At 49.5% G+C, this 22,048-nt stretch carries 19 protein-coding genes and 2 pseudogenes; 11 read left to right on the top strand and 10 right to left on the bottom strand.

All coding sequences use genetic code 11. The features are described 5' to 3' along the window. Nucleotides 1-8: 8 nt before the first annotated feature. Nucleotides 9-3,392 (bottom strand): carbohydrate-binding protein, encoded by a 3,384-nt coding sequence (locus ABV298_RS10245; RefSeq protein ID WP_353722028.1) that lies wholly within the window; start codon nt 3,390-3,392, stop codon nt 9-11. 134 nt (nt 3,393-3,526) lie between these two features. Next, nucleotides 3,527-3,787, bottom strand: a complete 261-nt coding sequence (locus ABV298_RS10240; RefSeq protein ID WP_353722027.1) for a filamentous hemagglutinin — start codon at nt 3,785-3,787, stop codon at nt 3,527-3,529. Between the two features lie 174 nt (nt 3,788-3,961). Here ABV298_RS10240 and ABV298_RS10235 point away from each other — a divergent pair, with 174 nt between their 5' ends. Together ABV298_RS10235 and ABV298_RS10230 are read left to right on the top strand one after the other, a co-directional pair. Further along, nucleotides 3,962-4,921 (top strand): DUF898 family protein, encoded by a 960-nt coding sequence (locus ABV298_RS10235; protein WP_353722026.1) that lies wholly within the window; start codon nt 3,962-3,964, stop codon nt 4,919-4,921. A 17-nt stretch (nt 4,922-4,938) separates the two neighbouring features. Beyond that, nucleotides 4,939-6,033, top strand: a complete 1,095-nt coding sequence (locus ABV298_RS10230; protein ID WP_353722025.1) for a M48 family metallopeptidase — start codon at nt 4,939-4,941, stop codon at nt 6,031-6,033. Nucleotides 6,034-6,080: 47 nt separating this feature from the next. Here ABV298_RS10230 and ABV298_RS10225 read toward each other — a convergent pair whose 3' ends face one another. The 3 genes from ABV298_RS10225 to ABV298_RS10215 form a co-directional block, all read right to left on the bottom strand. Beyond that, nucleotides 6,081-6,800: a hypothetical protein gene (locus ABV298_RS10225; RefSeq protein ID WP_353722024.1), complete on the bottom strand. Its 720-nt coding sequence runs from the start codon at nt 6,798-6,800 to the stop codon at nt 6,081-6,083. 309 nt (nt 6,801-7,109) lie between these two features. Beyond that, a complete protein-coding gene (locus ABV298_RS10220; RefSeq protein WP_353722023.1) occupies nt 7,110-7,982 on the bottom strand; it encodes a hypothetical protein in 873 nt (290 codons plus the stop codon). A 137-nt stretch (nt 7,983-8,119) separates the two neighbouring features. Beyond that, a complete protein-coding gene (locus tag ABV298_RS10215; RefSeq protein WP_353722022.1) occupies nt 8,120-8,962 on the bottom strand; it encodes a hypothetical protein in 843 nt (280 codons plus the stop codon). Nucleotides 8,963-9,130: 168 nt separating this feature from the next. On the opposite strand from ABV298_RS10215, the gene ABV298_RS10210 reads away from it, so the two are divergent. Further along, nucleotides 9,131-9,946 carry an SHOCT domain-containing protein gene (locus tag ABV298_RS10210; RefSeq protein ID WP_353722021.1) on the top strand — a complete coding sequence of 272 codons (816 nt, stop codon included), beginning with the start codon at nt 9,131-9,133 and terminating at the stop codon, nt 9,944-9,946. A 61-nt stretch (nt 9,947-10,007) separates the two neighbouring features. Here ABV298_RS10210 and ABV298_RS10205 read toward each other — a convergent pair whose 3' ends face one another. After that, nucleotides 10,008-10,832 carry a hypothetical protein gene (locus ABV298_RS10205; protein ID WP_353722020.1) on the bottom strand — a complete coding sequence of 275 codons (825 nt, stop codon included), beginning with the start codon at nt 10,830-10,832 and terminating at the stop codon, nt 10,008-10,010. Between the two features lie 248 nt (nt 10,833-11,080). Here ABV298_RS10205 and ABV298_RS10200 point away from each other — a divergent pair, with 248 nt between their 5' ends. Continuing rightward, entirely contained in the window at nt 11,081-11,956 is an 876-nt protein-coding gene (locus tag ABV298_RS10200) for a mechanosensitive ion channel family protein (protein WP_353722019.1), read from the top strand. A gap of 79 nt (nt 11,957-12,035) precedes the next feature. Here the strand turns inward: ABV298_RS10200 and ahcY are convergent, their stop codons facing one another. Further along, nucleotides 12,036-13,352 carry an adenosylhomocysteinase gene (gene ahcY, locus ABV298_RS10195; protein ID WP_353722018.1) on the bottom strand — a complete coding sequence of 439 codons (1,317 nt, stop codon included), beginning with the start codon at nt 13,350-13,352 and terminating at the stop codon, nt 12,036-12,038. Nucleotides 13,353-13,650: 298 nt separating this feature from the next. Here ahcY and ABV298_RS10190 point away from each other — a divergent pair, with 298 nt between their 5' ends. From ABV298_RS10190 to ABV298_RS10160, 7 genes and pseudogenes are all read left to right on the top strand, one after another. Then, a complete protein-coding gene (locus tag ABV298_RS10190) occupies nt 13,651-14,748 on the top strand; it encodes a histidine kinase (protein ID WP_353722017.1) in 1,098 nt (365 codons plus the stop codon). After that, nucleotides 14,745-15,017, top strand: a pseudogene (locus tag ABV298_RS10185) (response regulator); the annotation flags it as partial. The gene ABV298_RS10190 and the pseudogene ABV298_RS10185, both read left to right, overlap by 4 nt. 172 nt (nt 15,018-15,189) lie before the next feature. Then, complete coding sequence (locus tag ABV298_RS10180) at nt 15,190-15,471, top strand: LytTR family DNA-binding domain-containing protein (protein WP_353722016.1); 282 nt, start codon at nt 15,190-15,192, stop codon at nt 15,469-15,471. Nucleotides 15,472-15,619: 148 nt separating this feature from the next. Next, nucleotides 15,620-17,086, top strand: a complete 1,467-nt coding sequence (locus ABV298_RS10175) for a right-handed parallel beta-helix repeat-containing protein (RefSeq protein WP_353722015.1) — start codon at nt 15,620-15,622, stop codon at nt 17,084-17,086. A 9-nt stretch (nt 17,087-17,095) separates the two neighbouring features. Beyond that, nucleotides 17,096-17,827, top strand: coding sequence for a hypothetical protein (locus tag ABV298_RS10170; RefSeq protein ID WP_353722014.1), 732 nt, complete (start codon nt 17,096-17,098; stop codon nt 17,825-17,827). 15 nt (nt 17,828-17,842) lie between these two features. After that, nucleotides 17,843-18,166: a hypothetical protein gene (locus ABV298_RS10165; RefSeq protein ID WP_353722013.1), complete on the top strand. Its 324-nt coding sequence runs from the start codon at nt 17,843-17,845 to the stop codon at nt 18,164-18,166. A 76-nt stretch (nt 18,167-18,242) separates the two neighbouring features. After that, nucleotides 18,243-19,073: a hypothetical protein gene (locus ABV298_RS10160; RefSeq protein ID WP_353722012.1), complete on the top strand. Its 831-nt coding sequence runs from the start codon at nt 18,243-18,245 to the stop codon at nt 19,071-19,073. A 144-nt stretch (nt 19,074-19,217) separates the two neighbouring features. Here the strand turns inward: ABV298_RS10160 and ABV298_RS10155 are convergent, their stop codons facing one another. The 3 genes and pseudogenes from ABV298_RS10155 to murF all read right to left on the bottom strand — a co-directional run bounded on the left by ABV298_RS10155 (nt 19,218) and on the right by murF (nt 21,993). Then, on the bottom strand, nt 19,218-19,808 hold the full coding sequence (locus ABV298_RS10155) for a carboxymuconolactone decarboxylase family protein (RefSeq protein ID WP_353722011.1): 591 nt from the start codon (nt 19,806-19,808) through the stop codon (nt 19,218-19,220). Between the two features lie 130 nt (nt 19,809-19,938). Further along, nucleotides 19,939-20,469: pseudogene (locus ABV298_RS10150) on the bottom strand (peroxiredoxin); the annotation flags it as partial. 219 nt (nt 20,470-20,688) lie between these two features. Continuing rightward, complete coding sequence (murF, locus tag ABV298_RS10145) at nt 20,689-21,993, bottom strand: UDP-N-acetylmuramoyl-tripeptide--D-alanyl-D-alanine ligase (RefSeq protein ID WP_353722010.1); 1,305 nt, start codon at nt 21,991-21,993, stop codon at nt 20,689-20,691. Nucleotides 21,994-22,048 lie beyond the last annotated feature (55 nt).

The raw sequence follows: 22,048 nt of genomic DNA, 5'->3' as shown, positions 1-22,048 counted from the left end.
GATGAGCACTAGTTGGTTTTGGCGATTTTCCGGAACGCCCGGTCTTCTCCCTGCCGTATCTCCACAATGTACACACCGCTGGGAAACGAAGTAATGTTCAGGTGGTGTGCAAACCGGCCGGTGGTTTTGTTGACCTTCCTGTTTTCATAAAGCGTTCCCGATTTGGCATCGAAAATCCGGATTTCGATTTGACCGGCATTGTCATTTGCGAAATGGATGCTGACGAAGTCGGATGCGGGATTGGGATAAACATTTACATCGGTATGCAGCTGCATTTTTGCTTTTCCGACCTGCGTCACGGTTTCAGCTGCTGCCTGCCTTGCGTTGGGGTTTTCGGCGGCCAGAACGAAAATGGGCGTTTCCCCTGCCGTAACCGTTACTTTTCCGTCGACAATCGGCAGTTCGGTCATGGTCATTTGGTCAGCCCCGGCTGTCGGCGTGTATATCCGGGCGATACCCGGTTGATTCAGGTCGATGGTGTATTCCGCCGTCCGGCCTGTTTCGTCGGGAACCGTTAGAATGTAAAGCGATTGGCCGTTCAACTCGTAGCGATCTACGATCGGATCGCTGTTCAGTGTTTCCTTGTATTCATATTGTCCGAAAAGCCTCTGCGTTTGCAGAAAGTAATCTGCGGATGGCCGGCGGGTCAAATCGTTGTTTACAAAGCCGGACGATGCGAACATTCCCCCGCTGCCATTGTCGTCGTACATCTGGTAGAAGAACAGTTTTTCGATACCGTTGCGGGCGGAGAATAACGCGGTACGCAAAACCCAGTCGGCGTGGGTTTGCAACGCCGATTTGTTGCCGATAGGAATGGCTTTCAAGGGACTGTCCTGATGCACGTCATACCCCGATTCGGTATTCCAGACAGGCAGGTCGTTGGAAACTTCGCGGGTTACCCTCACGAAATCTTCGAGAAGCTGCTTTGCATTGGTAACCTCGGGTGCCGCGCCACGTGTGGACGTCCCGCTTTGATTCGACGATGCATTGTCGGTATAAAGGTGAAAATTCACAACATCCCAGCAGAGATTCACAGTCCCATCAGCATTATAACCACGGAATTCCTTACACCAGTCGACCATTCCTTTTACAAAGTCGGGGCCTGTGACCAATCCGGCGATGACAACTTTCATATTGGGGTCCGCATTTTTGACACCGACACCCGGTCCCATCGTATTTTTATGCCCATCGTAAAAAGCCGACATATTGGCGGCGTATTCGCGGGCGGTTTGATAGCCTTTGCGGCCTTTCCACCATTTATCGCGCTCGTTATCGCACTCAATGTACTTGATCAAACCGAGGCCGATCCTGATCGTGTTAACCGGGTCGCCGGTCCAGCGCGGAGTTGTCGAAACGCTCAATAGCGAAGGATCTACGTTGGGATTACTTCCATAACGGGCCGCGTATTGGAATGCCACTTTCGCTTGCTCGATGTAGGATAGCGGATCCGTGAAATTCTTTCTGTAGCGGACAGGCACATTCTCGGGATCACGCTGGTCTTGGGGGTAAGTTTCCCGCATCCAGCCCGGCTGCGTTTTAAGGCAGGCCAGGACCTCGATGCCTTCCTGCCTGCAACGCTCGTATATGAGGTCGTAATTCCAGCTACCGCTCAATGTCGGATTGTAGGAATACACGCCTTCGGACGATTCGAGTTTTTCCCAATCCATATAATGCCGCAGACCGGTGAAACTTTTGGCGACCTGTACCTTGGCCTCGACGAGCGATTCGGTATGTATGCCGTCCTGGAAATACCATTCGTAGCCGTTTACACCGAGCATATCGTTCAGTTTAATGTGCCTGGTTCGCGCCGGTTTGGCAGGTTCGGTGCCCGGCGTGTAGCTTCCGTAAAATTCGATCTCGGTAGGCAATGTATTGGACATCGTTATCACCAGATAACGGATATTGTTCATCGGCTGATCCAGTCTGAACTGTGCATCGCCGGAAAGTTGACGGTCGGGGTAGGGGCCTACCCAGCCATTATAAACTTCGCCGGTGAAAGTAGCAACCGGAATGCGTTCCCACTGGTCGGTAATTACCGAAAGAACCATGGGGAAATCCTGTGCTGTTCCTGTAAAATCGAAGAATTTAACCCCGTTAAGCGTGATTTGTTCGCCGTCTTTAAGCGGATAGTAAGCCTCGTAGTTGTTGATTACTTTTCCCCACCCCGTGAATACGTTTTCCTGCGTGTTGCCGTCAAAAAGTCCTTCCAGCCCATTGGCCGCATTAGTAAGCTGGTACCAGCGCTTCGGATCGATGGGGATCCTGGCACCAAGCGCGGGGGCAGGCGGATTCGAATTGTCCGAAACCACGAATGTTCTGGCAACGCTTTCGGCCGCGAGATAATTGTCGTTACCCGCTTGTGAAGCCGTGATAGTCGCTTGCCCTGAAGAATGGATAGAAGCCTTCCAGATACCGCTAATGTCTGAAACCGAGACGATGGACGGGTCCGAAGACGTGAATTGAATGGGTGTTTCGGGATTGGTGCTGGTAGCGGTCAGATTGAATGGAGCGTCGGTGAGGTTTTTGTCCGGAATCGGGGCGAAAGTGATGACGGATTGATCCCGGGCGGAGCCAGGAATTAGTTCGAACCAGTTGAGATTGAAAGCACCGCTTACGGCAAAAATACGGATAACCTGGCTGCCGGCTGGCAAGGACACGGTCGTGCCGATCGTTACCCAACTTTGCCATCCGCCCGTCTGAGGCACATTTACCTGGCCCAGTACCATACCCGGGGCGTTTTCTATCCGGATAACACCGTTTCCATATTGATTGGCGACCCTGAAACGGATTTTATAATCTCCCGCTTCGGCGAGGTCGAGGTTATAATCCATCCAGTCGTTATCGTCTATATAGCCGACGTTCCGTCCCCCGCCTTCGTCGCTGGTTTCCTCCGTGCGCACATCCAGCATGGCATCAAAACTCTCGGCTTCGACCTTGCCAAAAGCAAGCAAGCGGGAAGCGCTCACTTCGAACCAGTTGAAGTTCCAGCCTCCCTTCCCGGCCAGAACGCGGATCGTCTGATTTCCCTGTGGCAGCAAAGCGACAAAGGAGACCGTTTGCCAGCCCTGCATCCCGCCGGTTTGCGGAAGTACGATATGTCCCAGTGTGATGCCCGCAGCAGATTGAAGCACGAGTGTCGCTTCCGGGCTGTAACCGTTTGAAATACGGAACCTAAATGTGTAGTAACCCGCCGATGTGGTTTGAACCGCGTAATCCATCCAGCTGCCGTCCCCGATCCAGCCTACATTAAGACCACCGCCGGCATCCAAGGTCGGTTCGGTACCGATGGCGTTCATGGCCGTAAAGTCTTCTGCTTCGATCTTTCCGGGAAGTAGCTGAGCCTGAAGAGAGAAGGAGATAATGAAGAAACAAAGCGTAAAGATTTTAATCATTCGTCGGGTCCACAAAAATTTCTTGAAGATACGACGAAATTCAAACTTAGCTACAATGTTTGTAGAAGTTTTTAATGGCTTTCATGAAGATAGTTTCTGTTTCCGGCATATACTTAAAACCGGTAACGCGCTTTTTACTTGAACGCAGGTATGCCGGGCTGTTCACCGGGCAATGGCTCTACTTCGGGGACAACAGGTTCGACAGGCGGTAACTCGGGCTCCGGCTCGACCGGCGGCGTCTCAGGGTCCTTTTCGTGTGGCGGCGTTTCCTCGGGAACATCGGGAACGGGTACTTCGGGACGCGGATCGAACGGGGGCGTTTCGTTCGGGTCGCCGGGGTCGCCACCCCCGTTGGAAGCCTCCCAATACTCGTTAGCCAATTGATAAATGTCCATGATTTCCAGTTGTTTGATGAATCAATGTAATTAATCAGGTAAAATAATTGTGCCGGAAGATAAGTTTCTCCTGCATTTTAAATCCGATTTCCGACGAGTGTGTCCAATCGCGGATTGAAATCTTTATATTTGATTGCTTTGTATCCGATTTATTCACAATAAGAAACCTGGCTAATGGAACAGCATTACAAAGAAACCCGGCAACTTACCTTCCATGGTGAAGGCGCCAAACTATTTGGTATTTACATTGTCAACCTTCTGCTCACACTCGTTACATTCGGGCTCTATTACCCGTGGGCAAAAGCGGCGCTGCTGAAATACATGTATGAGGAATCGGAACTTGAAGGAAGCCGTTTCACATTTCATGGTACGGGCAGGGAAATGTTTATCGGCTTTATTAAAGCCGTAGGGATATTTATAGGGCTTTATTGTTTTCTGATCGCTGGCACGCTGTCGGATAGTGCCGTGGTGAAACTTATTGGTTTTGCCATCTTCTTTATTGGTTTGGCGCTCCTGGTTCCGATCGCCATTCACGGCGCGCTCCGTTACCGGACGTCCCGTTCATCTTGGAGGGGAATTCATTTCGGTTATCGCGGCGACCGCAAGGAGTTTCTCAAAATGTTCGTAACCGGAAGTATTTTATCCGTTTGTACATTGGGTATTTACAGTGCGTGGCTTGTCATCGATATACGGAGATACATTTTCAAGCATCTTCGTTTTGGAAACCTTACTTTTTCTTATGAAGGAGAAGGGGCCGCTTTCTTCTGGCTTAATATAAAAGGCTACCTCCTTTCGATTTTGACCCTGGGAATCTATTCTTTCTGGTGGGCGAAAGATCTTTTTGCCTATTATGTGAACAACATTCGTATGTATCAGGGAGAAACCCGCCTTCGATTCCGCTCGACGGCCACCGTCGGGGAATATTTCAAACTGATTGTGGTAAATGTTCTGATCATTGTACTTAGCCTCGGTCTGGCGACGCCCTGGGCTGTTGTGAGGGCAATGCAATTTGTATTCTCCAATATTCATATCGACGGGCCGCTCAATTTGGATGCCATCACGCAAACCGAGGCCGATTACACCGACGCGACTGGTGAAGATCTCGCGGATATGATCGATATTGGGCTTGTTTAACAGACCCTGTCACCTTTATGTACAATTTTGATGTCCGTTATCACGACGGAAGAATGTCCATCGCGCACGATGCGACGCTCACACTCATGCCCGATCATTGGCTCATTCATTATCGTGACCCCTCGGGTGAGCTAACGTCGGTGCGATGGACATTGGCTGGCATTGCAACAGACGAGAATTTCAGTAGCCTCTTTATTTTCCGGTATGGCGGGTTTCCCCAGCAAACGATTGAATGCAAGGACCAGCAACTGCCTATCGCTCTCGCGCAGCATTATCCTGGAAAGGTATTTTTTAAAAAAGGCATTAACCGGCTTTTTAAGCTCACCAATGCCACGATCGCCGGCCTGGCTGTGTTACTGATCGCTATTCTCGGTGTGGCTTACTGGTATGGGCTACCGCTGGTGGCAAGCGCAGTCGCCTCGCGCGTTCCTATGAGCGCCGAAATCGAAATGGGCGACACGATGTACGAAAACCTCCTCCACGGCTACGATGTCGACTCCACACTTACCGTCAAAGTGAACGATTTCGCGCGATCGATCGATTTCAAAACGCAATATCCCATCCGTGTGACGGTCGTGCGGGAAAGAGATGTAAATGCATTCGCATTGCCCGGCGGCCGCATCGTGGTATTCGACGGTATTCTCCGCCGGATGACCACCAAGGAAGAGCTCGCCGCGCTGCTCGCGCACGAGGTATCGCACGTCCACTACCGCCACTCGCTACGCAACGTGATCCGCAGCCTGGGCGGGTACCTGTTCCTGTCCGTCCTTCTGAACGACATCAACGGCATCGTCACCGTCCTCGCCGACAACTCCAACGCCCTCGCCAACCTCACCTACTCCCGCGAACTGGAAACCGAAGCCGACCAAAAAGCGATGACGATCTTCCAATCCGAAGGCCTTAACCTGAAAGGCTTCGTAGACCTCTTTACCATGCTCAAAAGCGAACACGGCGACATGACCAGCCTGAAACTACTCAGCACCCACCCGCTGACGGCGGACCGGCTAAGAGTGGCGGAAGTGAAGATGAAGGGTCAAAAGGGGGTGAAGGAAGATGTGGAGTTGGAGCGGAAGTGGGCGGAGATCGACCGCGGATATAGGGGTGGGGAATGAAAAAAGGCCGCTTTGGGCGGCCCTGAAGTTAGGTCAACAATTTGTTTCTAAATACCTTGCCAGTTGTCGGAGTACTTGTATATCCTGTTTTCAGTCTCCACTTTTTTACTGACACCATTCTCTTTCGTGTCGTGTAGAGTCATAATATTTGTTGGGAGACCATCACTATCAAGCGTGTAGGTGAATTTCGAAGTACTGATAACGTCAGGCGGGCTGTATTGAAATTCTTCGGTGGCATCGACAAGCAAGTCGTTGAACTTGCCGAATATAGGCAGGTACTTTTCTATATTTCCATAATTATTGCCAATGGAGTATTTATTTGCGAGAGCATTATATTTGAATGCGGCTTCCCCAATAAGGTTGCATTCGAAAACGATAATGAGCTTGTCCAATTGGTATGAGTTTGTCGCTGGGTAGAACTTATAAGAATACTTATATGCGTTCCCGTTGCTTAGCTTGGCTTCTTCCAATTGGCCTTGTGCGTTGTATGTGTAGATGTAGTTTAATACATCGTTAGTAACAAAGTCTTTGGATGTACTGGATATGCATCGCCCGTTCACAACCAGAAATTTGTATTCTTTGCCCAACCCGTTTCCGTTAGTATTATACCACTTTTTAGTAATCCAGAGATTACCCGCGGGATTATTGTCATCGTACGCGTAGGTAGCGTAACCACCATACTCATCTACTCTGGATACCCTGCCAAAGAATTTTCCACTTTTTACATATTGAGGCGTAATTCCTCCGTCTTTTACGAGCCGCGTCAATGCCGATAGTTTTTGATTACTAATTTCCGTAATCGAATTTTCCGTCGGCCGAATGACCTGATCATTGTTACATGCTGCCAAAAAAAAACTGCTAGTGCGAGACACTTAAATAGTTTTCCTGTTAATTTAAATTGTTTTATAAAGTGTGAATAGATAATTGATTTAATATTTGCGATTTAAACTTAGTATAAATCGTAAATATTATGAAAATGGATGAGCCGGAGGGGCATGTGAATGATTTGCGAGTTTTGAGCAAAAAAAAACCAGGCATTCATTTAGACAAGCCTGGTTTTATCAGAGGATCTCTTCTTAAATTCCTTGCCAGTAGGTCGAATATTCTAAACTGCTATAAAAAGCTTGTTTACCGGCATCATTGCCATAACCAAGCGGGTAATACTCCCGATGGCGCGACGACGCATATCCGTCCGCATTGATTCCATAGAAAAATTGATAGAATGGCTTAGTTTGTCCGTTGTACGGAAGCGGCGTAATTTGTACGCGTTGAACCAAAACGTCGCTGAATTTACCGAAATATGGTAAATACGGGTCGATCGACGTGTGCTCGGGATTCAGAAAATATTTGTCGGCTTTTGCAGGGCTTCCATTGTATTCATAGAAGAAATTGATGCGTTCAAATTCTCCCGCGGAATTGGAGCTTGTGATGTTATCGAGGCGTACATTGCCGAGACCGTTGGAAACCTGCATGTAGTTAAATGATTTTTTTTGAGAATAGCCGGGCCCTGTCGAAATGATTTCATAGAGGTACCCTAGCTCGTTGAATTTGTATTCTCGAGTGTTGTTATTTGTTTTGTTAATGCTTTTAATACACTTTCCGTTTTTGATTTGGTAACTGATTTCTTTGGATAGTTGATTTGTCGATTTGTAATATTCTTTACTGGTAATCCACAGATCTCCCGTGCTGTCATCATAGGAATATTGCGTGTAGTGAGTTGGCCCGGAAATCTTTGAAATTTTACCGAGAAACCTTCCGCTTTTAATGTATTGGATTTGGCTATACCCGTCTTTGATCAGTTTTAATTCCGCATTTGTCTTTGAGCCTGTTTCGACAATAGCATTATCCTGCGTTTGCGGAACTAATGCGTTTTCGTTCTGGCAGGCCGTTAATATTCCTGCTACGAATAAGCCTTTTAATAAATTTCCTGCGATGTGTAGTTTTTTCATAATGCTTAAATTTAAATGTGTGAATTGAATTAAAAATGGAATCAAACTTAATCTTGTCGCAGAACACTTTGGAAATCCGATAGGTGAAAGGCTCAAATGGATAAATTTTTGGTCTTTAGAGGGGGTATTAGTCAAAATTACAGTCCGGGCGTGGTGTATGTCCGGCTCGTCACAAGAGAAACACCGCCCATGCTGGGAGTTGCGGTAATGGTTTTCGGATAGCCGCCTGCATTGAATACGTATGTTAAACTGTATCCGGGGAATGCCTCGCCATTCCATGGAAGGTTCTTCGTCGATTCATAAGTTGGTAACAGGGCATGGAAGGATCCAAATACCGGAAGATATTTGCTGGTGGTACCGAGTGCGTCCGGGTTGGTCGGATATTTGTTTTCCACCGCCGTGCCACCGCCTTGCACCATGTAGCTGTAATTCACTTCCTTGGTAATGACATCGGACTGATTAAAGAAAGAGATGGTCTTCAACAGGGTTACGGCATTCTGCTCGTACTTAAATTCCATTCGCTCGTTCGGGATCAAGTTATTGTAGATTTTTATTAGCCGGCTCAACTGATCGTATTCGTATTTCCACGTTTTATTGGTCTCGGTACTCAGGCTTTCGACGCAGCGCCCCGAACCATCCAGTTGATAGGTCACCTGGTAAACGAGCGCATTGGTCGAGATTTTCCGGCGTTGCGCGGTAATGGTTTGCCCACTGTATTGATACTGGGTGTAAACGCCTTCTGCAGCGTTGGTTAGTTTTTTTAGTTTACCCCTGTTGACATCGAAACTTCCGTAGTATTCGAGCTCGTTCGCACCCTCTTTCAGTAGTTGTGGAGTAAATACAAGCTTCGCGTTCTTGTCACTCACAGCAGTGTCCGGTTGGGAGTTCTGCGTCACAATGTCTTCGTGCTGGCAGCCGACAAGCAGTGCAGTCAGTGCCAGTCCTTTCAGCAGGTTTGTTTTTACAATGAATATTTGCATAACGTTTGGTATTAATATAATTGAACATTTGACATCTGTCGGCTAAACTTAAAGTCAATGTAGAAGTTGCGGGAAATCCGATGGGCGAATGGCAGTGTTCGGTGTGTTATCGGTTAGGCATTGATTGGATGGCACTGTTTTTGTGGCTGTTTTTCAAAATTGAATATCATGAAAACATTAAGCGCAGACGGGCGGCAAAAGGTGACAGACATCGCGGCCCGATATAATTTGCAGCCTGAGACTGTCGAGCGTTTGCTAGCTGCCGTCATCCGGGGCAATGGTACCATGGCCCAATTCAACCTGTCGGAGCTCGGCGGGCAGGGGCAATGGATGAGGGGCGGAATGACGATGGTGGGGGACATGTTCAACAGCGCGCTTCGTGGCATGGTAGATAAGCTGTGCAATGAGCTTGCAGACCTGGTTACGACCGCCTTGCTGTTTGAGGACCGCGGAGAAGCGGTGGATGCGCCGGAGCAGGCCCGTGAAGTGGCGAACGCAGGTGCCGATAAAAGTGCGGGTACAGGCAATGACTTTTTCAGTCAGGCGAGCGGTTCCTGGCCGACCATTTTTGGAAACCCTACGGCCAGCGGCTCACAGAATAATTTCCGCTACGCCTACTTCGCGCCGGTTCATAGGCTGGTGGTCGAAGATGCGGGCAAGAGGACGATCTACGACACCAAACACCATCATATCACGGGTGTTTCGCAGCAGCAGGGCGTTACAAGTTCCTATCGCTTCACGAGCCAGGATGGTCAGGTCGATTTGTCAACCCTCGAAGTCGTTTCGGATCCGGACGCGCCCAAGCAGCGAAGACCTGGGATTACGTACGATGTGACTGCCACCGCCGAACTTGGACCGGAGTCAAGGAACCCGCAGGATATTGTTATTTCTACTATCGAGAAGCTTAATACCCTTTTTGAGAAAGGGCAGATTACGGAGGAGGACTTTAAGGCGAAGAAGGAAGAGTTGCTGCGGAGGTTGTAATTGAATCTAGTGAATAATAGTACGGCCCGCATAATCGCGGGCCGTACTATTGTAGCTGTTCCTAGAACTTTGGCGTAAAGTATTTGCGGTCTGTTGAAGAGACCAATGTGCCGTCAGGCCTCTTTATGGTGATATTGTTAGCTTTGCCTGCGTAGTCAAGTGTATAACTATAGAAATATTTGTTGCTGGATGTTTTCTGACCGTTTGAAGCATATTTGTCTTCTAAAACGCACGTGACCAGATAGCTGTTGAAACTCCCAAATATTGGCAGGTATTTGCTAATTCCAGACGGGAGTACATCCGGATTTAAGGGGTGGTTGTCCGGGATTCCTGATGCTCCACCGTAACCGAATAATAGCTCCTTGGTTCGTACGCCGAACTCATCATAAAATGATACTATCGACAGGGATTTTTTCCAGCCAATGGCGTCAGGCGCATATGTAAATTGTCTTCGTTCTTTTGGCTTGAATTTATTGTAGCATGCGGAAAGCTGCCCACTGGCATTGTATTCATATATATAGGTCGCCCAGTTTGTGACAGTTTGGACGCAGCGTCCGGACGCATCAAGCGTATATTTCGTTTCTGTAGCCGGCACGCCATATTTATATCCTTTGACTGTAATCAGTTGGGGCGCATAGACAAACACGTTGTAACCATTAGGATATGTTTCCTTCCAGGGAAGGATGCTTTGGCTATTGTACGACAAGTCGACATTGCCATCCTTAATCAGCGTACCGGCCGCCAATGCAATTCTTGCATTTTGGTCAGATGTACTTGTGGGTGCCTGCGGCGCTATGGCAGTGTCGTTCTCATTCTGGCAAGCGCTGAGCATACCGGCAATCAGAATCCCTTTGATGAAAATCGGGGTGCCTCGAAATAGTTTCATAATCATCATATTTAAGTGTGATAAAATTGATTTTGAACCGGATCAAACATAGGCATGCCCTTGAATTGCAGAAAAAATAATGGCTGAATGGTGAGCTTTGAAGAGCTTCCGGTACGAGATGACGATAGCGGTTGCATTTGTTTACAACTCCTGTTTTTGAGGAACGCACAACATTTCCGACTTTTGTGCTGTTTAAAGGAAGCCGGTCGCTTATTACTTCGAGATGCAGACCGAACTCATTGGCATTCATGATCTTTGCACAAATTTCCAAACTCGTAGACCCTATCGCAGTAAAGCTCGATCGCTGGACGGTGGATGCATATCGCCTTTTGCCCAACCTGCTCATAGCGATCATCATCCTGATCGTGTTCAGGTTCCTGTCGAAATTAGGCGGGAAGTTTGTTGAGCGGGTATTGGGCCGTGCCTCGCAGAACGTGGCGCTGGTGGGACTGATTTCCACCATTACCCGCATTGCAATCGTCGCGACGGGTTTTTTCTTCGCATTAGGTATTTTAGGTCTGGATAAAACTGTAACCTCTTTGCTCGCGGGTGCGGGCGTGCTTGCATTAGCGCTCGGCTTCGCGTTTCAGGATTTGACGACCAACTTTATTTCCGGCGCATTCATCGCCATTCAGCGCCCGATACAGGTAGGGGATATAATCGAAACAAATGGTTATACTGGCAAAGTACTGTCGATCGGACTGCGATCGGTGAAGCTGGATAACTTCGAAGGCCAGCAGGTTGAACTGCCGAGTAAGGATATTTTTCAGAAACCGATCGTCAATTTTACGCATTCAGGCGAGCGACGTGTACGGATGGAAGGTAGCATAGGCTATAAAGACGATCTCGCATTGGTGGAAAACCTTGCGTTAAGCGTGATTAAAAAACTCGATTTTATAGATCCGTTGAAAGTAATCGAGTTCAACTTCACGCGGTTTACCGAAAAGAGTATCGATTTTGAAATACTGTTCTGGATCCGGCAGGACAAAATCGGTCCCGGACCGGCGAAAAGTGCCGCTATGAAGGTGGTCAAGCGCGTTTTTGACGAAAACAATATTTCATTCCCGACGCCCGCACGGCCCATTGATCTTATCCCCCCGGCGCCGGGGAAGCCGGAAGTATAACGCATGGCCCGGGCAAGCATGGCAATAAAAAAGACCGGCCCGCTACGCGCAGGCCGGCCTTTAAATATCAATCCTGTTATTAATAACGGTAAGTTTCCGCTTTGAAAGGACCTTCCACTGTTACGCCAATGTAAGCAGCTTGCTCTTCGGTAAGCGTATCCAGCTTCGCGCCTACGTGTGCGAGGTGCAGGGAAGCCACTTTTTCGTCGAGCGCTTTTGGAAGTACGTATACTTTCTTCTCGTAGTTGGCGCTGTTGTTCCAAAGCTCGATCTGTGCGAGCGTCTGGTTCGAGAACGAGCACGACATTACGAACGACGGGTGACCCATCGCGCAACCAAGGTTCACCAGACGGCCTTCTGCCAATACGATGATGTCCTTGCCTTCCACATTGTAAATGTCTACCTGTGGTTTGATTTGCGATTTGGTGTGGCCGTAAGATTTGTTCAACCACGCCATGTCGATTTCGTTGTCGAAGTGGCCGATGTTGCAAACTACCGCTTTGTCACGCATTTTGAGGAAGTGACGGTCGGTGATGATTTTATAGTTACCGGTTGCCGTAACGAAAATGTTAGCGCGGTCCGCAGCTTCGTCCATCGTTACTACCTCGAAACCATCCATAGCAGCCTGCAAAGCACAGATAGGGTCGATTTCGGTAACGAGTACGCGGCAGCCTGCGCCACGGAGCGATTCGGCAGAACCTTTACCTACGTCGCCGTAACCTGCCACTACTGCTACTTTACCAGCCAGCATCAGGTCGGTTGCGCGGCGGATGGAGTCAACCAAAGACTCACGGCAGCCGTATTTGTTGTCGAATTTAGACTTTGTGACCGAATCGTTCACGTTAATGGACGGCAGGTGAAGCGTTCCGTTTTTGTAACGCTCGTACAAGCGGTGAACACCGGTTGTAGTTTCTTCCGAAAGTCCTTTGATACCGTCGATCAGCTCGGGATATTGGTCGAATACCATGTTGGTCAGGTCACCGCCGTCGTCGAGGATCATGTTGAGGGGCTTACGTTCTTCGCCGAAGAACAAAGTCTGCTCGATACACCAGTTGAACTCCTCTTCGTTCATTCCTTTCCATGCGTAAACAGGGATTCCCGCTGCCGCGATAGCCGCTGCCGCGTGGTCTTGCGTAGAGAAAATATTGCAGGACGACCAGGTAACCTCCGCGCCCAGCGCAGTAAGGGTTTCGATCAGAACGGCGGTCTGGATCGTCATGTGCAGGCAACCTGCGATACGCGCACCTGCCAGCGGCTGCGATGGGCCGTATTCGGCGCGGATCGCCATCAAACCAGGCATTTCAGCTTCTGCCAATGTGATTTCCTTGCGGCCCCATTCGGCCAGCGAGATGTCTTTTACCTTGTACGGGATGTACGTTTCGGTTGACGTTGCCATTATTTTACAGTTTAGTTAATATCTTGATTTTACCACAAAACTAAGTAGAAAAACCACCGTGGGGAACAAATGCAGATACAAATTCTAAAATGGCGGCCAAATTTGGATATTTTATCTTTAAAAGGTGCGATCTCGCCGCGTGTGAAGTGACGGCCCGCCGATTCGCCCGCCGGCGGAGATATTTTGTCTGTATGCCAAAGGATTACCCGGCAGGTGCAGTTCGTCGACAATAGTATGACATTGGTCGACAATGCTTTTCAAACCCGGTAATGGCCTTCGAAATCGTTATCTTTGTTGTATGCGCCCTGTTGCCCCGGTCCTGAATAACCTTAAAAATAGAAGAGTTTTACTGCACATCCTGTTCTGGCTCACCGTGTTGGCGATCCTGACGATCATTTACGGTGCAGGCATGCCCGGTTACTGGCTGACGATCGGCATAGTGGCCATGTTTATGCCGATCCACATCTGCTATTTCTACCTGATCGCCTACGTAATCATCCCGCGCTATTTCGACCGGAAGAAATACGTGCAGTTCGCGATCCTTTTCCTGCTGGTCGTGACCGGTTCTACGCTGGCTTTCAGGCTCATGGAAATACTGGTCGCCGACCCGATCATTTATAATGCGGTGAAAAAGAACGATCCGACGTTCGTCTGGCACAAGCTCGACGGGACTTTCAGGCAGCAGATCTCGCGGCCGGTATATCTGATAAGCGCATTCGAGCAAACCAACATTTTTGTCTGGATCGCATTGTCGGTTAAATTTTTCAAAATGTGGTTTGACAGGCGGCAGGCGGCGATGGAGGCCGAGCTGAATTTTCTGAAAGGCCAGCTGCACCCGCATTTTTTGTTCAATACATTAAACAACCTCTATGCATTGACCCTCAAACAATCCCCGCAATCGCCCGGCGTAGTGATGGGCCTGGCTGAAATTTTGCGGTATATGCTTTATGAGGCCAATACGGAGGTCGTGCAGTTGGAGAGGGACATCAGCATTCTCAAAAGTTACATCGAACTGGAAAAGATACGGTACGAGGAACGGCTGGATATTCATTTCAGCATCAATGGCTTGTCGCCGGAATACAAAATTGCGCCGTTGCTGATTCTGCCTTTGGTCGAGAATGCGTTCAAGCACGGAGCGAGCGAGCAGATCGGGCAGGCGTGGATTAACATGGATTTACGGATTAGGAATAACGCACTGAAATTCAAGATCTCGAACAGCAAACCCGAAACCGCCGTGCACGACGACCGCCCGCACCACGTAAGCATAGGCCTCGCGAATGTGCGCAAGCGCCTTGAAATCCTTTACCCTGCCGCGCATAATCTCAAAATCATGGACGAGGAGGATGTTTTCGCGGTAATCCTGGAAATTGACCTTGACAAACGATTGGAAATATGATGAAGCTGAAAGCCATTCTGGTGGACGATGAACCCCACGCGATCGAAGTGCTGGATAACTACCTGGCTAATTTCGCCGAAATCGAGGTGGCCGCGCGCTGCCAGGATGCTATCCAGGCATTTCAGGTATTGCAGCAGCAAAAAATCGACCTGATGTTTCTCGACGTAAAAATGCCCGGCCTCAAAGGCACCGATCTGCTGCGTAGCCTCAAAAATCCGCCGAAAGTCGTTTTTACAACCGCCTACCAGGATTATGCCGTCGAAGGTTTCGACCTCAATGCGGTCGATTATCTGTTGAAGCCCATCCCGTTCGAGCGCTTTCTGCGGGCGATGGATAAGGTATTTACAGGTCTGAACATCACCAACCAATCTGTTTCCGTCGCGCAAAAAGGCTGCGCAGGCAAGTCAGGATGTGTTTTTGTATTTGAAAGTAGACCGCAAAATGGTGAAGGTGAACGTCAACGACATTTACTGGATCGAAAGCCTGCGCGACTATATCAAAGTGGTTTTGAAAGACAAGGCGCTCATTTCGAAGCAAAAAATAAGCCTTTTGGAGGAACTCCTGCCCGAAGACGGTTTCATTCGCATTCACCGCTCCTTCATTGTCTCGGTTGATAAAGTCGAAAGCTACCATTCGCACAAACTCGAAATCGCGGGTAAGGAACTTCCCATAGGCCGTAACTTCCGCAACGACTGTCAGCGGCGCTTCAAGCTCGCTTTTTAAACGTAGCTGCAAAAGGCGTTTGTCGATAAAATCTGCTGTTAATCGACGCTCGTTTTCCTTCCCTTCCCCGGCTCGCCAAATCGGTTTAAAATTGCACCGCCATTGAAAAATGGAATTGAGTTCATTTAAATCACTTGGATTATTAGCCATGTTAAAAGCAAGAAGAATTCTTTGGGCAGCCTTGTCCTTTGCCCTGCTGCTGGGTAGCTGCAAGGAAGACGAAGATGTAAAGCCATCCGACACATTGACCGCCAAAGCAGGAGCGGACCAGAATGTAAACGCAGGCTCTGTTGTGAAACTCGACGGTAGCGCTTCTACCGACAGTGAAAACAAGCCTTTCGATTTCAGCTGGGCATTTACGAAAAAACCGGCAGGTAGCGCCGCGAACCTCGCTTCGGCAACTACCGCCAAGCCAACTTTCACCGCCGATCTCCCCGGAGAATACGAAGTGGAACTGACCATCAGCAATGCCAACGGGCAGAGCAAAGACAAAGTCCTGATCACCGCGACCGTCATCGAACCGGTTGTAATCGATGCCAACATTCGCGCCAAACTGACTTTGAACGACCGCATCGATAACCCGGCCATTCCCGATTACATCGTGAACGCAAACGTGTCGGTGAATGCGGAGCTCGAAATCAAGCCGGGCGTCGTGATCGCGTTCGCACGGGACACACGCCTTGAAATCAACGACAACGGCGGTATCCTCCTCGCAAAAGGCGATTCCGCGAAACCCATCCGTTTCATTGGAAAGGAAGCGACAAAAGGGTTCTGGTCGGGTGTAACGTTCCGCTCGTCGAGCAGCGCCAACACGCTCGAATACGTACAGGTGCTGAACGCGGGCAGTAAGCCGCTTTATGCTACTACCAAAGCGGGAATGGCGGTTCTGGGCAGCCAGGCGGAAGTGAACATCAGGCACTGTCTGTTCGAGGCAAATGCCGGTTACGGTCTTTACATTCAGCAGGGCGTAAATCTGGCTTCATTCGAAAAGAACAATTTCAAAGACAATACGGAGGCGGGCCTTCTCATCGGTGCGGAAAACGTTAAAAACCTCGACACCGATTCCAAATTCACCAACGGCAATAGCCGCGATGTAGTGGAGATATTTGCTTCGTCCCTGCCCAAAAACGCAACTGCGGAAGTGGTTTGGAAAGGTTTCAAAGACAAAACCCCTTACCGCATCCTCGAAAACGTAACTTCCGACGCCAACTGGAAACTGTTGCCGGGTGTAATCATCGAAGTTGGCCGCGCAGGTTATATTAATGTCGACGATGGTTATTTCAATGCGGTAGGTACCGAAAACAACAAGATCGTCATCCGCGGTGCAGAGAATGCGGCCGCATATTGGAAGGGCCTGCTTTGCTTCTCGACCAGCGACCAGAATATCATCGAAAATGCGGAGGTTTCGGGCGGTGGAAACATTGCCATCGTGTCGGGGAAGAAGGCTAATATCGCGGTTTACGGCGGCCAGTCGCGCATGACGGTCCGTAAGTCGGTTATCTCCAACAGCGGAGGCTACGGCATATTCGTCAACTACCAGGGTACTATCAATGCGGACGTGGAGACGGTCAACACATTCAAAGACAATGCACAAGGCAAGTTGCTGAAAGAGTAGCGTCTGGTGATGGAGAGTTCCACGTATTGTACCAGTTCCATATTCGGCCTGATCACACTCCTGGTGGTATTTACATTCCACCAGGCTGTGAGAGGCTCCGGAACTTTCGCAGTCCTGGTGGCTGCCTGGGTTGCGATACAATGCACTACCGCGCTGACGGGCTATTTCAGCATTACCGATACCATTTTTCCCAGATTGCTGCTCGTGGCGGCACCTCCCGCGGTTCTGATGGCCTGGCTCTTCCTGGCCGCGCCGGGAAAAGCGCTCATGGACCGGATGAACCTGGACCTGCTCACGATGGTCCACGTGGTACGAGCCCCGATAGAAGTAGTCATGTACTGGTCGTTTATCGATAAACTGGTGCCCCACGAAATGACGTTCGGGGGAGGTAACCCGGATATTCTGGCAGGGCTTTCGACTCCCTGCGTCTACTACTGGGGTGTAATGCGGAGCGGAATGAAATGGCGGCTGATGGTAGCCTGGAATTTCCTGTGTCTCGGGTTGCTGCTGAATGCAATACACCGTGCCTTATTGGCTGCACCGTTCTTTTTCCAGACGATCGGCCTCGATCAGCCCAATGTGCTGGTATCGCACTTTCCGTTCGTGTTGCTGCCAGGCATCGTTGTGCCGGTCCTGATGTGCGCGCACCTGGTCGTGATCCGGAATTTGGTAAAGAAGTACGGGCAGGAGCCGAAGTTCCTGAGCTCGGGCAGGGCGGTTATCGGCCATTTTTTCAGTTGAAAAGACTATTTAGCCATGAAAACCTTAATCGAATATGCGCTTGCGGGCATGCTGGTCGCTGCGGGCATTCAAAACCAGGTTGTGAGCAAAACGGCACGTTCCGCCCGGCAACCGTTTCCCGAAAGAGGCTTCTGGGTGGTGGAAACGTCAACCGACAGGAAATCGACGATCGTCAGGTATTATGCCAACAGCAATCACCTCGTTTCGGAAACCATCGAGCCGGAGGTACTGGACGTGAGAAAGCTTTCTGTGCGGAAGTATCTGAACGAAAAACTCAGGAAAGAGCTCGCCAGGGACACAACGGGCCAGTCGGCGATCAGGCTATATGAGATCGATTGAAGCAGCGCAAGGCTGCGATAATCAGTTTTTGTTTTGTAAATATTTGAATACCAATCCCCTAAATACCAGAATTGCCATGAAACTTAAAAAACAAGCCCCCGCATTGCTTATCGGCAGATTCGCGAAATCTGCATTGGCCCTGGCCGTACTGGCCATGTCTTTCACTGCCTGCAAGGACGACGACGATAACGTAAAACCCGACGACGGGAACGGCGGCGGTACCGAAAAGGTGTTTATACCTTCCAAGGACAAGAGTTATACCTACAAGATCACGGATTCGGACGGTACTACCGGTGACATGCTTACCAAAATCGTAAGCACCAAAGACTCTGCCGGAATGGCCGTCCATACGATTCACCATCTCGTTCGGGAAAACGAAGAAGAGATGACGCTCGTTTCCAAGGCTTATGCCAAAGACGGCACGACCACCAACGAGCTGCCTTATCCGACGGCCATGAAGGCGCTGGTGAACGAAATCAACGACATTGCCTACATCTCGGACTTCAAAGTAACCGGCTTCCCGCAGTACCAGTTTCTGGAAAACAACGGAAAGGTCAACAGCGCCCTTACATTCAAAGGCGACCCGATCAAAGTGCTGATGGAGCTGGAAATCCCGGTAGGGGACGAAGGTTCGGTTCTCGGCAAGCTCGAAGCGCGCCTTACTTATAAAAATGGAAAGGCGGTAGCCGAAGAATCGGTTACCACACCGGCCGGTAACTTCAACTGCACCAAGTGGGAATATTCCTATGAAGTGTACACGAAGTTCGAAACGGAAGTGACGCAGCCGGAAATTACCACGGAGCTGGTTAATGTAACCCTCTGGACCGCACCGGGCGTCGGAGTCGTAAAATCGGTCGAGAAGTCGGAGGAAAATACTTCCACTACCGAATTGCGCAAGGTAGAGTAAGGAAATAAAGCCCGTTACAGCGGGGTATTACGCGGCATTCAGGATGCTGACACGCCACCCGCCGCCTTGGAAAAGAGAAACAATAGAGAAATAGGATGGATAATTTGGGACTAGCCAGATCTTTAAGACCTGGCTAGTTTTGTTTCAGATCAATACGGAAAAACTCTTGAAGATCGCCCCGAGCCTAACCGCATCGAATATACGTGCCTGCGAACCGCCGTGGTTCAGTACCGACTGCTCGTGTGACGTAACGCACATTTCGCAGCCATTCAATGCCGAAACGACAAGGCTCATGAGCTCGAAAAACTCCTTACCCAAAACGGGATTCACCATAATGCTCATTTTAATGCCAGCAGGCGCATTATCGTAAAATTCCTTGTGCATGAAATGGCGGAAACGGTAAAATACATTGTTCGCGTTCATCAGTGACACACAGGCGGTTACCTCCGCGACTTCCTTTTCGTCGGCCCCTTCCCCGGTAGCCAGCTCTTCCAGTGCCGATATGAGCGCCAAATTTTTCTCGTTCACGGCAACGGCCAATGCGAGGAGTAATGCCTCCTTGCGGTTCAATGTTTGCGATTTTAATACATTACCTATATTGATTTTCAGATCTTTGAGGTAACGATGGTCAAGCGCCGCGAGCTTGTTGATCAACACGCTTTCGAATTCCGCAGGCAAATTGACTTCTTTATACAGGGACTCTTTCGTGTTCCCTGTAGCTGCAAATGGATACATGTTCGTTTGATTTTGAGCGGGAAGGTTTTCCCGCGGATGAATAAAAACAGTTCACAGAACCGGCGTACTGAACGACTACCTGCCTGTGAACTGCTTTGATGGGGTCGGTTAGGCAAGTGTAGCTTCGCCTTTTTTGCCAGTTGCAGGGGCAAAGCTCGTCAGTTTGCAGGGCGTCGAGTACGCGGAGAACTTCCGGTACGTTACGGCCTACCGAAAGGTCGTTAACGCTTACCCAACGGATGATACCTTGCGGATCAACAATGTATGTCACGCGGTATGCGATTTTTTCGTTGGCTTCGAGGATGCCCAGCTCTTCGGCCAGTGATTTCGATGTGTCGGCCAGCATCGGGAACTGCAGGTCGCGCAGGTCGTCGTGGTTTTTGCGCCATGCGAGGTGAACGTATTCGCTGTCGGTAGAAGCACCGATCAGGATCGTGTCACGGTCGGCGAAATCTCCTGTGTGTTTGTTGAATTCGGCAATCTCGGTAGGGCACACGAAAGTGAAGTCTTTGGGCCACCAGAACATTACCATCCATTTGCCGGCGTTTTTGTGGTCTTCTGAGGTGATCTCGTAGAATTCATTTCCTTTTTCAAGAGAAACTACGGATGTTTTTTTGAACTCGGGGAAAACCGATCCCACTGATAACAGTCTATTAGCCATGATTGCTCGTTTGTTTATAAATTGTATTTTTTTGTGTTACAAAACTACGAACGGTGAGTACATGGGGCAAACCCCTCCCTGGTATTATGCGAGGAAAGAGTTGATTTAATCGAATGAATTTAGTTTTATTTATCGGAACGAAGAAGTTATAAATAGCGCTTATACTGCTATAAATTATCGCAATATAATTATACTAATAATAACTGTAATAATAAATTATCAACCGGGCATTACTCCAAGCACCGTTTCCAGCGACATTCCACGTGATCCTTTAATGAGGAAATAGGTGTTTTCCTGGGGATTATCCATAATCCAGTTATGCAGCGAGAACTTGTCGGGAAAATAGTAGGCCTTCGGCAACGCCGGTAATGCGTGGCGCATGAGTTGTCCGGCAAGTATTACGACGTCGAACTTCTCACCGGCAATTTGTTTCCCCAAAGCCAAATGTTCCTCCGGAGCGGCGTCACCCAGCTCGAACATATCGCCCAGAATAAGGATTTTCCGCGGTGCTTCCATGCGTGCAAAATTGGCTACGGCCGCGGCCATCGACGACGGATTGGCATTATAGGCATCCATAATGACGGTATTCGTACCTTTTTTGACGATCTGTGAACGGTTATTGTCGGGTTCGTAACCCGCTACCGCCTCGTAGGCATCTTCGTCGGTTACGCCGAAGTGCTTGCCAACGGCCAGCGCGGCGCAAATGTTGTCGAAATTGTACCTTCCGGGCAAATGGGTGCTTACCGTCTTGCCGCCGTTGCTGAAAACGACAAACGGGTTCTCTTCGATCAGCGAGGGGTTGATCGGGCTGTTTTCCGAACAATAGAACACGATTTCGCCGAAGGCGCGGCGCTTGCTCACCATTTCCATGATCACATCGTGCGTTGAATTCACGAACACCGTTCCCTTGTGTTTGGACAGGTAGTCGAACAGCTCGCCTTTGCCTTTGATAATGCCTTCCACACCACCGAAGCCTTCCAGGTGCGCCTTGCCTATGTTGGTAATGAGCCCGTGCGTCGGCTGCGCGATGCTGGCGAGCAATGCGATTTCCTGCTGGTGGTTGGCACCCATTTCGATCACGGCCATCTCATGCTTCGCAGGGTCGATCGAAAGGACCGTAAGCGGTACGCCGATGTGGTTGTTCAGGTTTCCCCGTGTGGCGTAGGTGTTGAACTTCATCGAAAGCACTTTCGCGATCAGCTCCTTGGTGGTGGTTTTGCCGTTGGAGCCCGTCAGCGCGATCACCGGGATTTCCAGCGTTTTGCGATGATGCCGCGCCAGGTCCTGCAATGCGGCAAGGCCGTCTTCGAAGAGCAGGAAGCGGTCGCCGTCCGCGACGGCCGGATCGTCGACTACCGCGTAGGCGGCGCCTTTCCGCAATGCCTCGGCAGCATATTGGTTACCGTCGAATTTATCGCCTTTCAATGCGAAGAAAATGCAGCCCTCGGTGATCTGGCGGGTGTCGGTGGAAACTTTGGTGCCTTTGCGGTAAATATCGTAAAGCGTTTCTATGGAAGTATACATGAATTGTCGGCTCGTTATAAAGTTATACGGGCTTATTTCGTTAGGTTTAGGACAA

It is taken from the genome of Dyadobacter sp. 676, from assembly GCF_040448675.1.
In the GTDB taxonomy this organism is placed as follows: Bacteria; Bacteroidota; Bacteroidia; order Cytophagales; family Spirosomataceae; genus Dyadobacter.
This window is presented reverse-complemented; position numbering and strand designations above follow the sequence as displayed.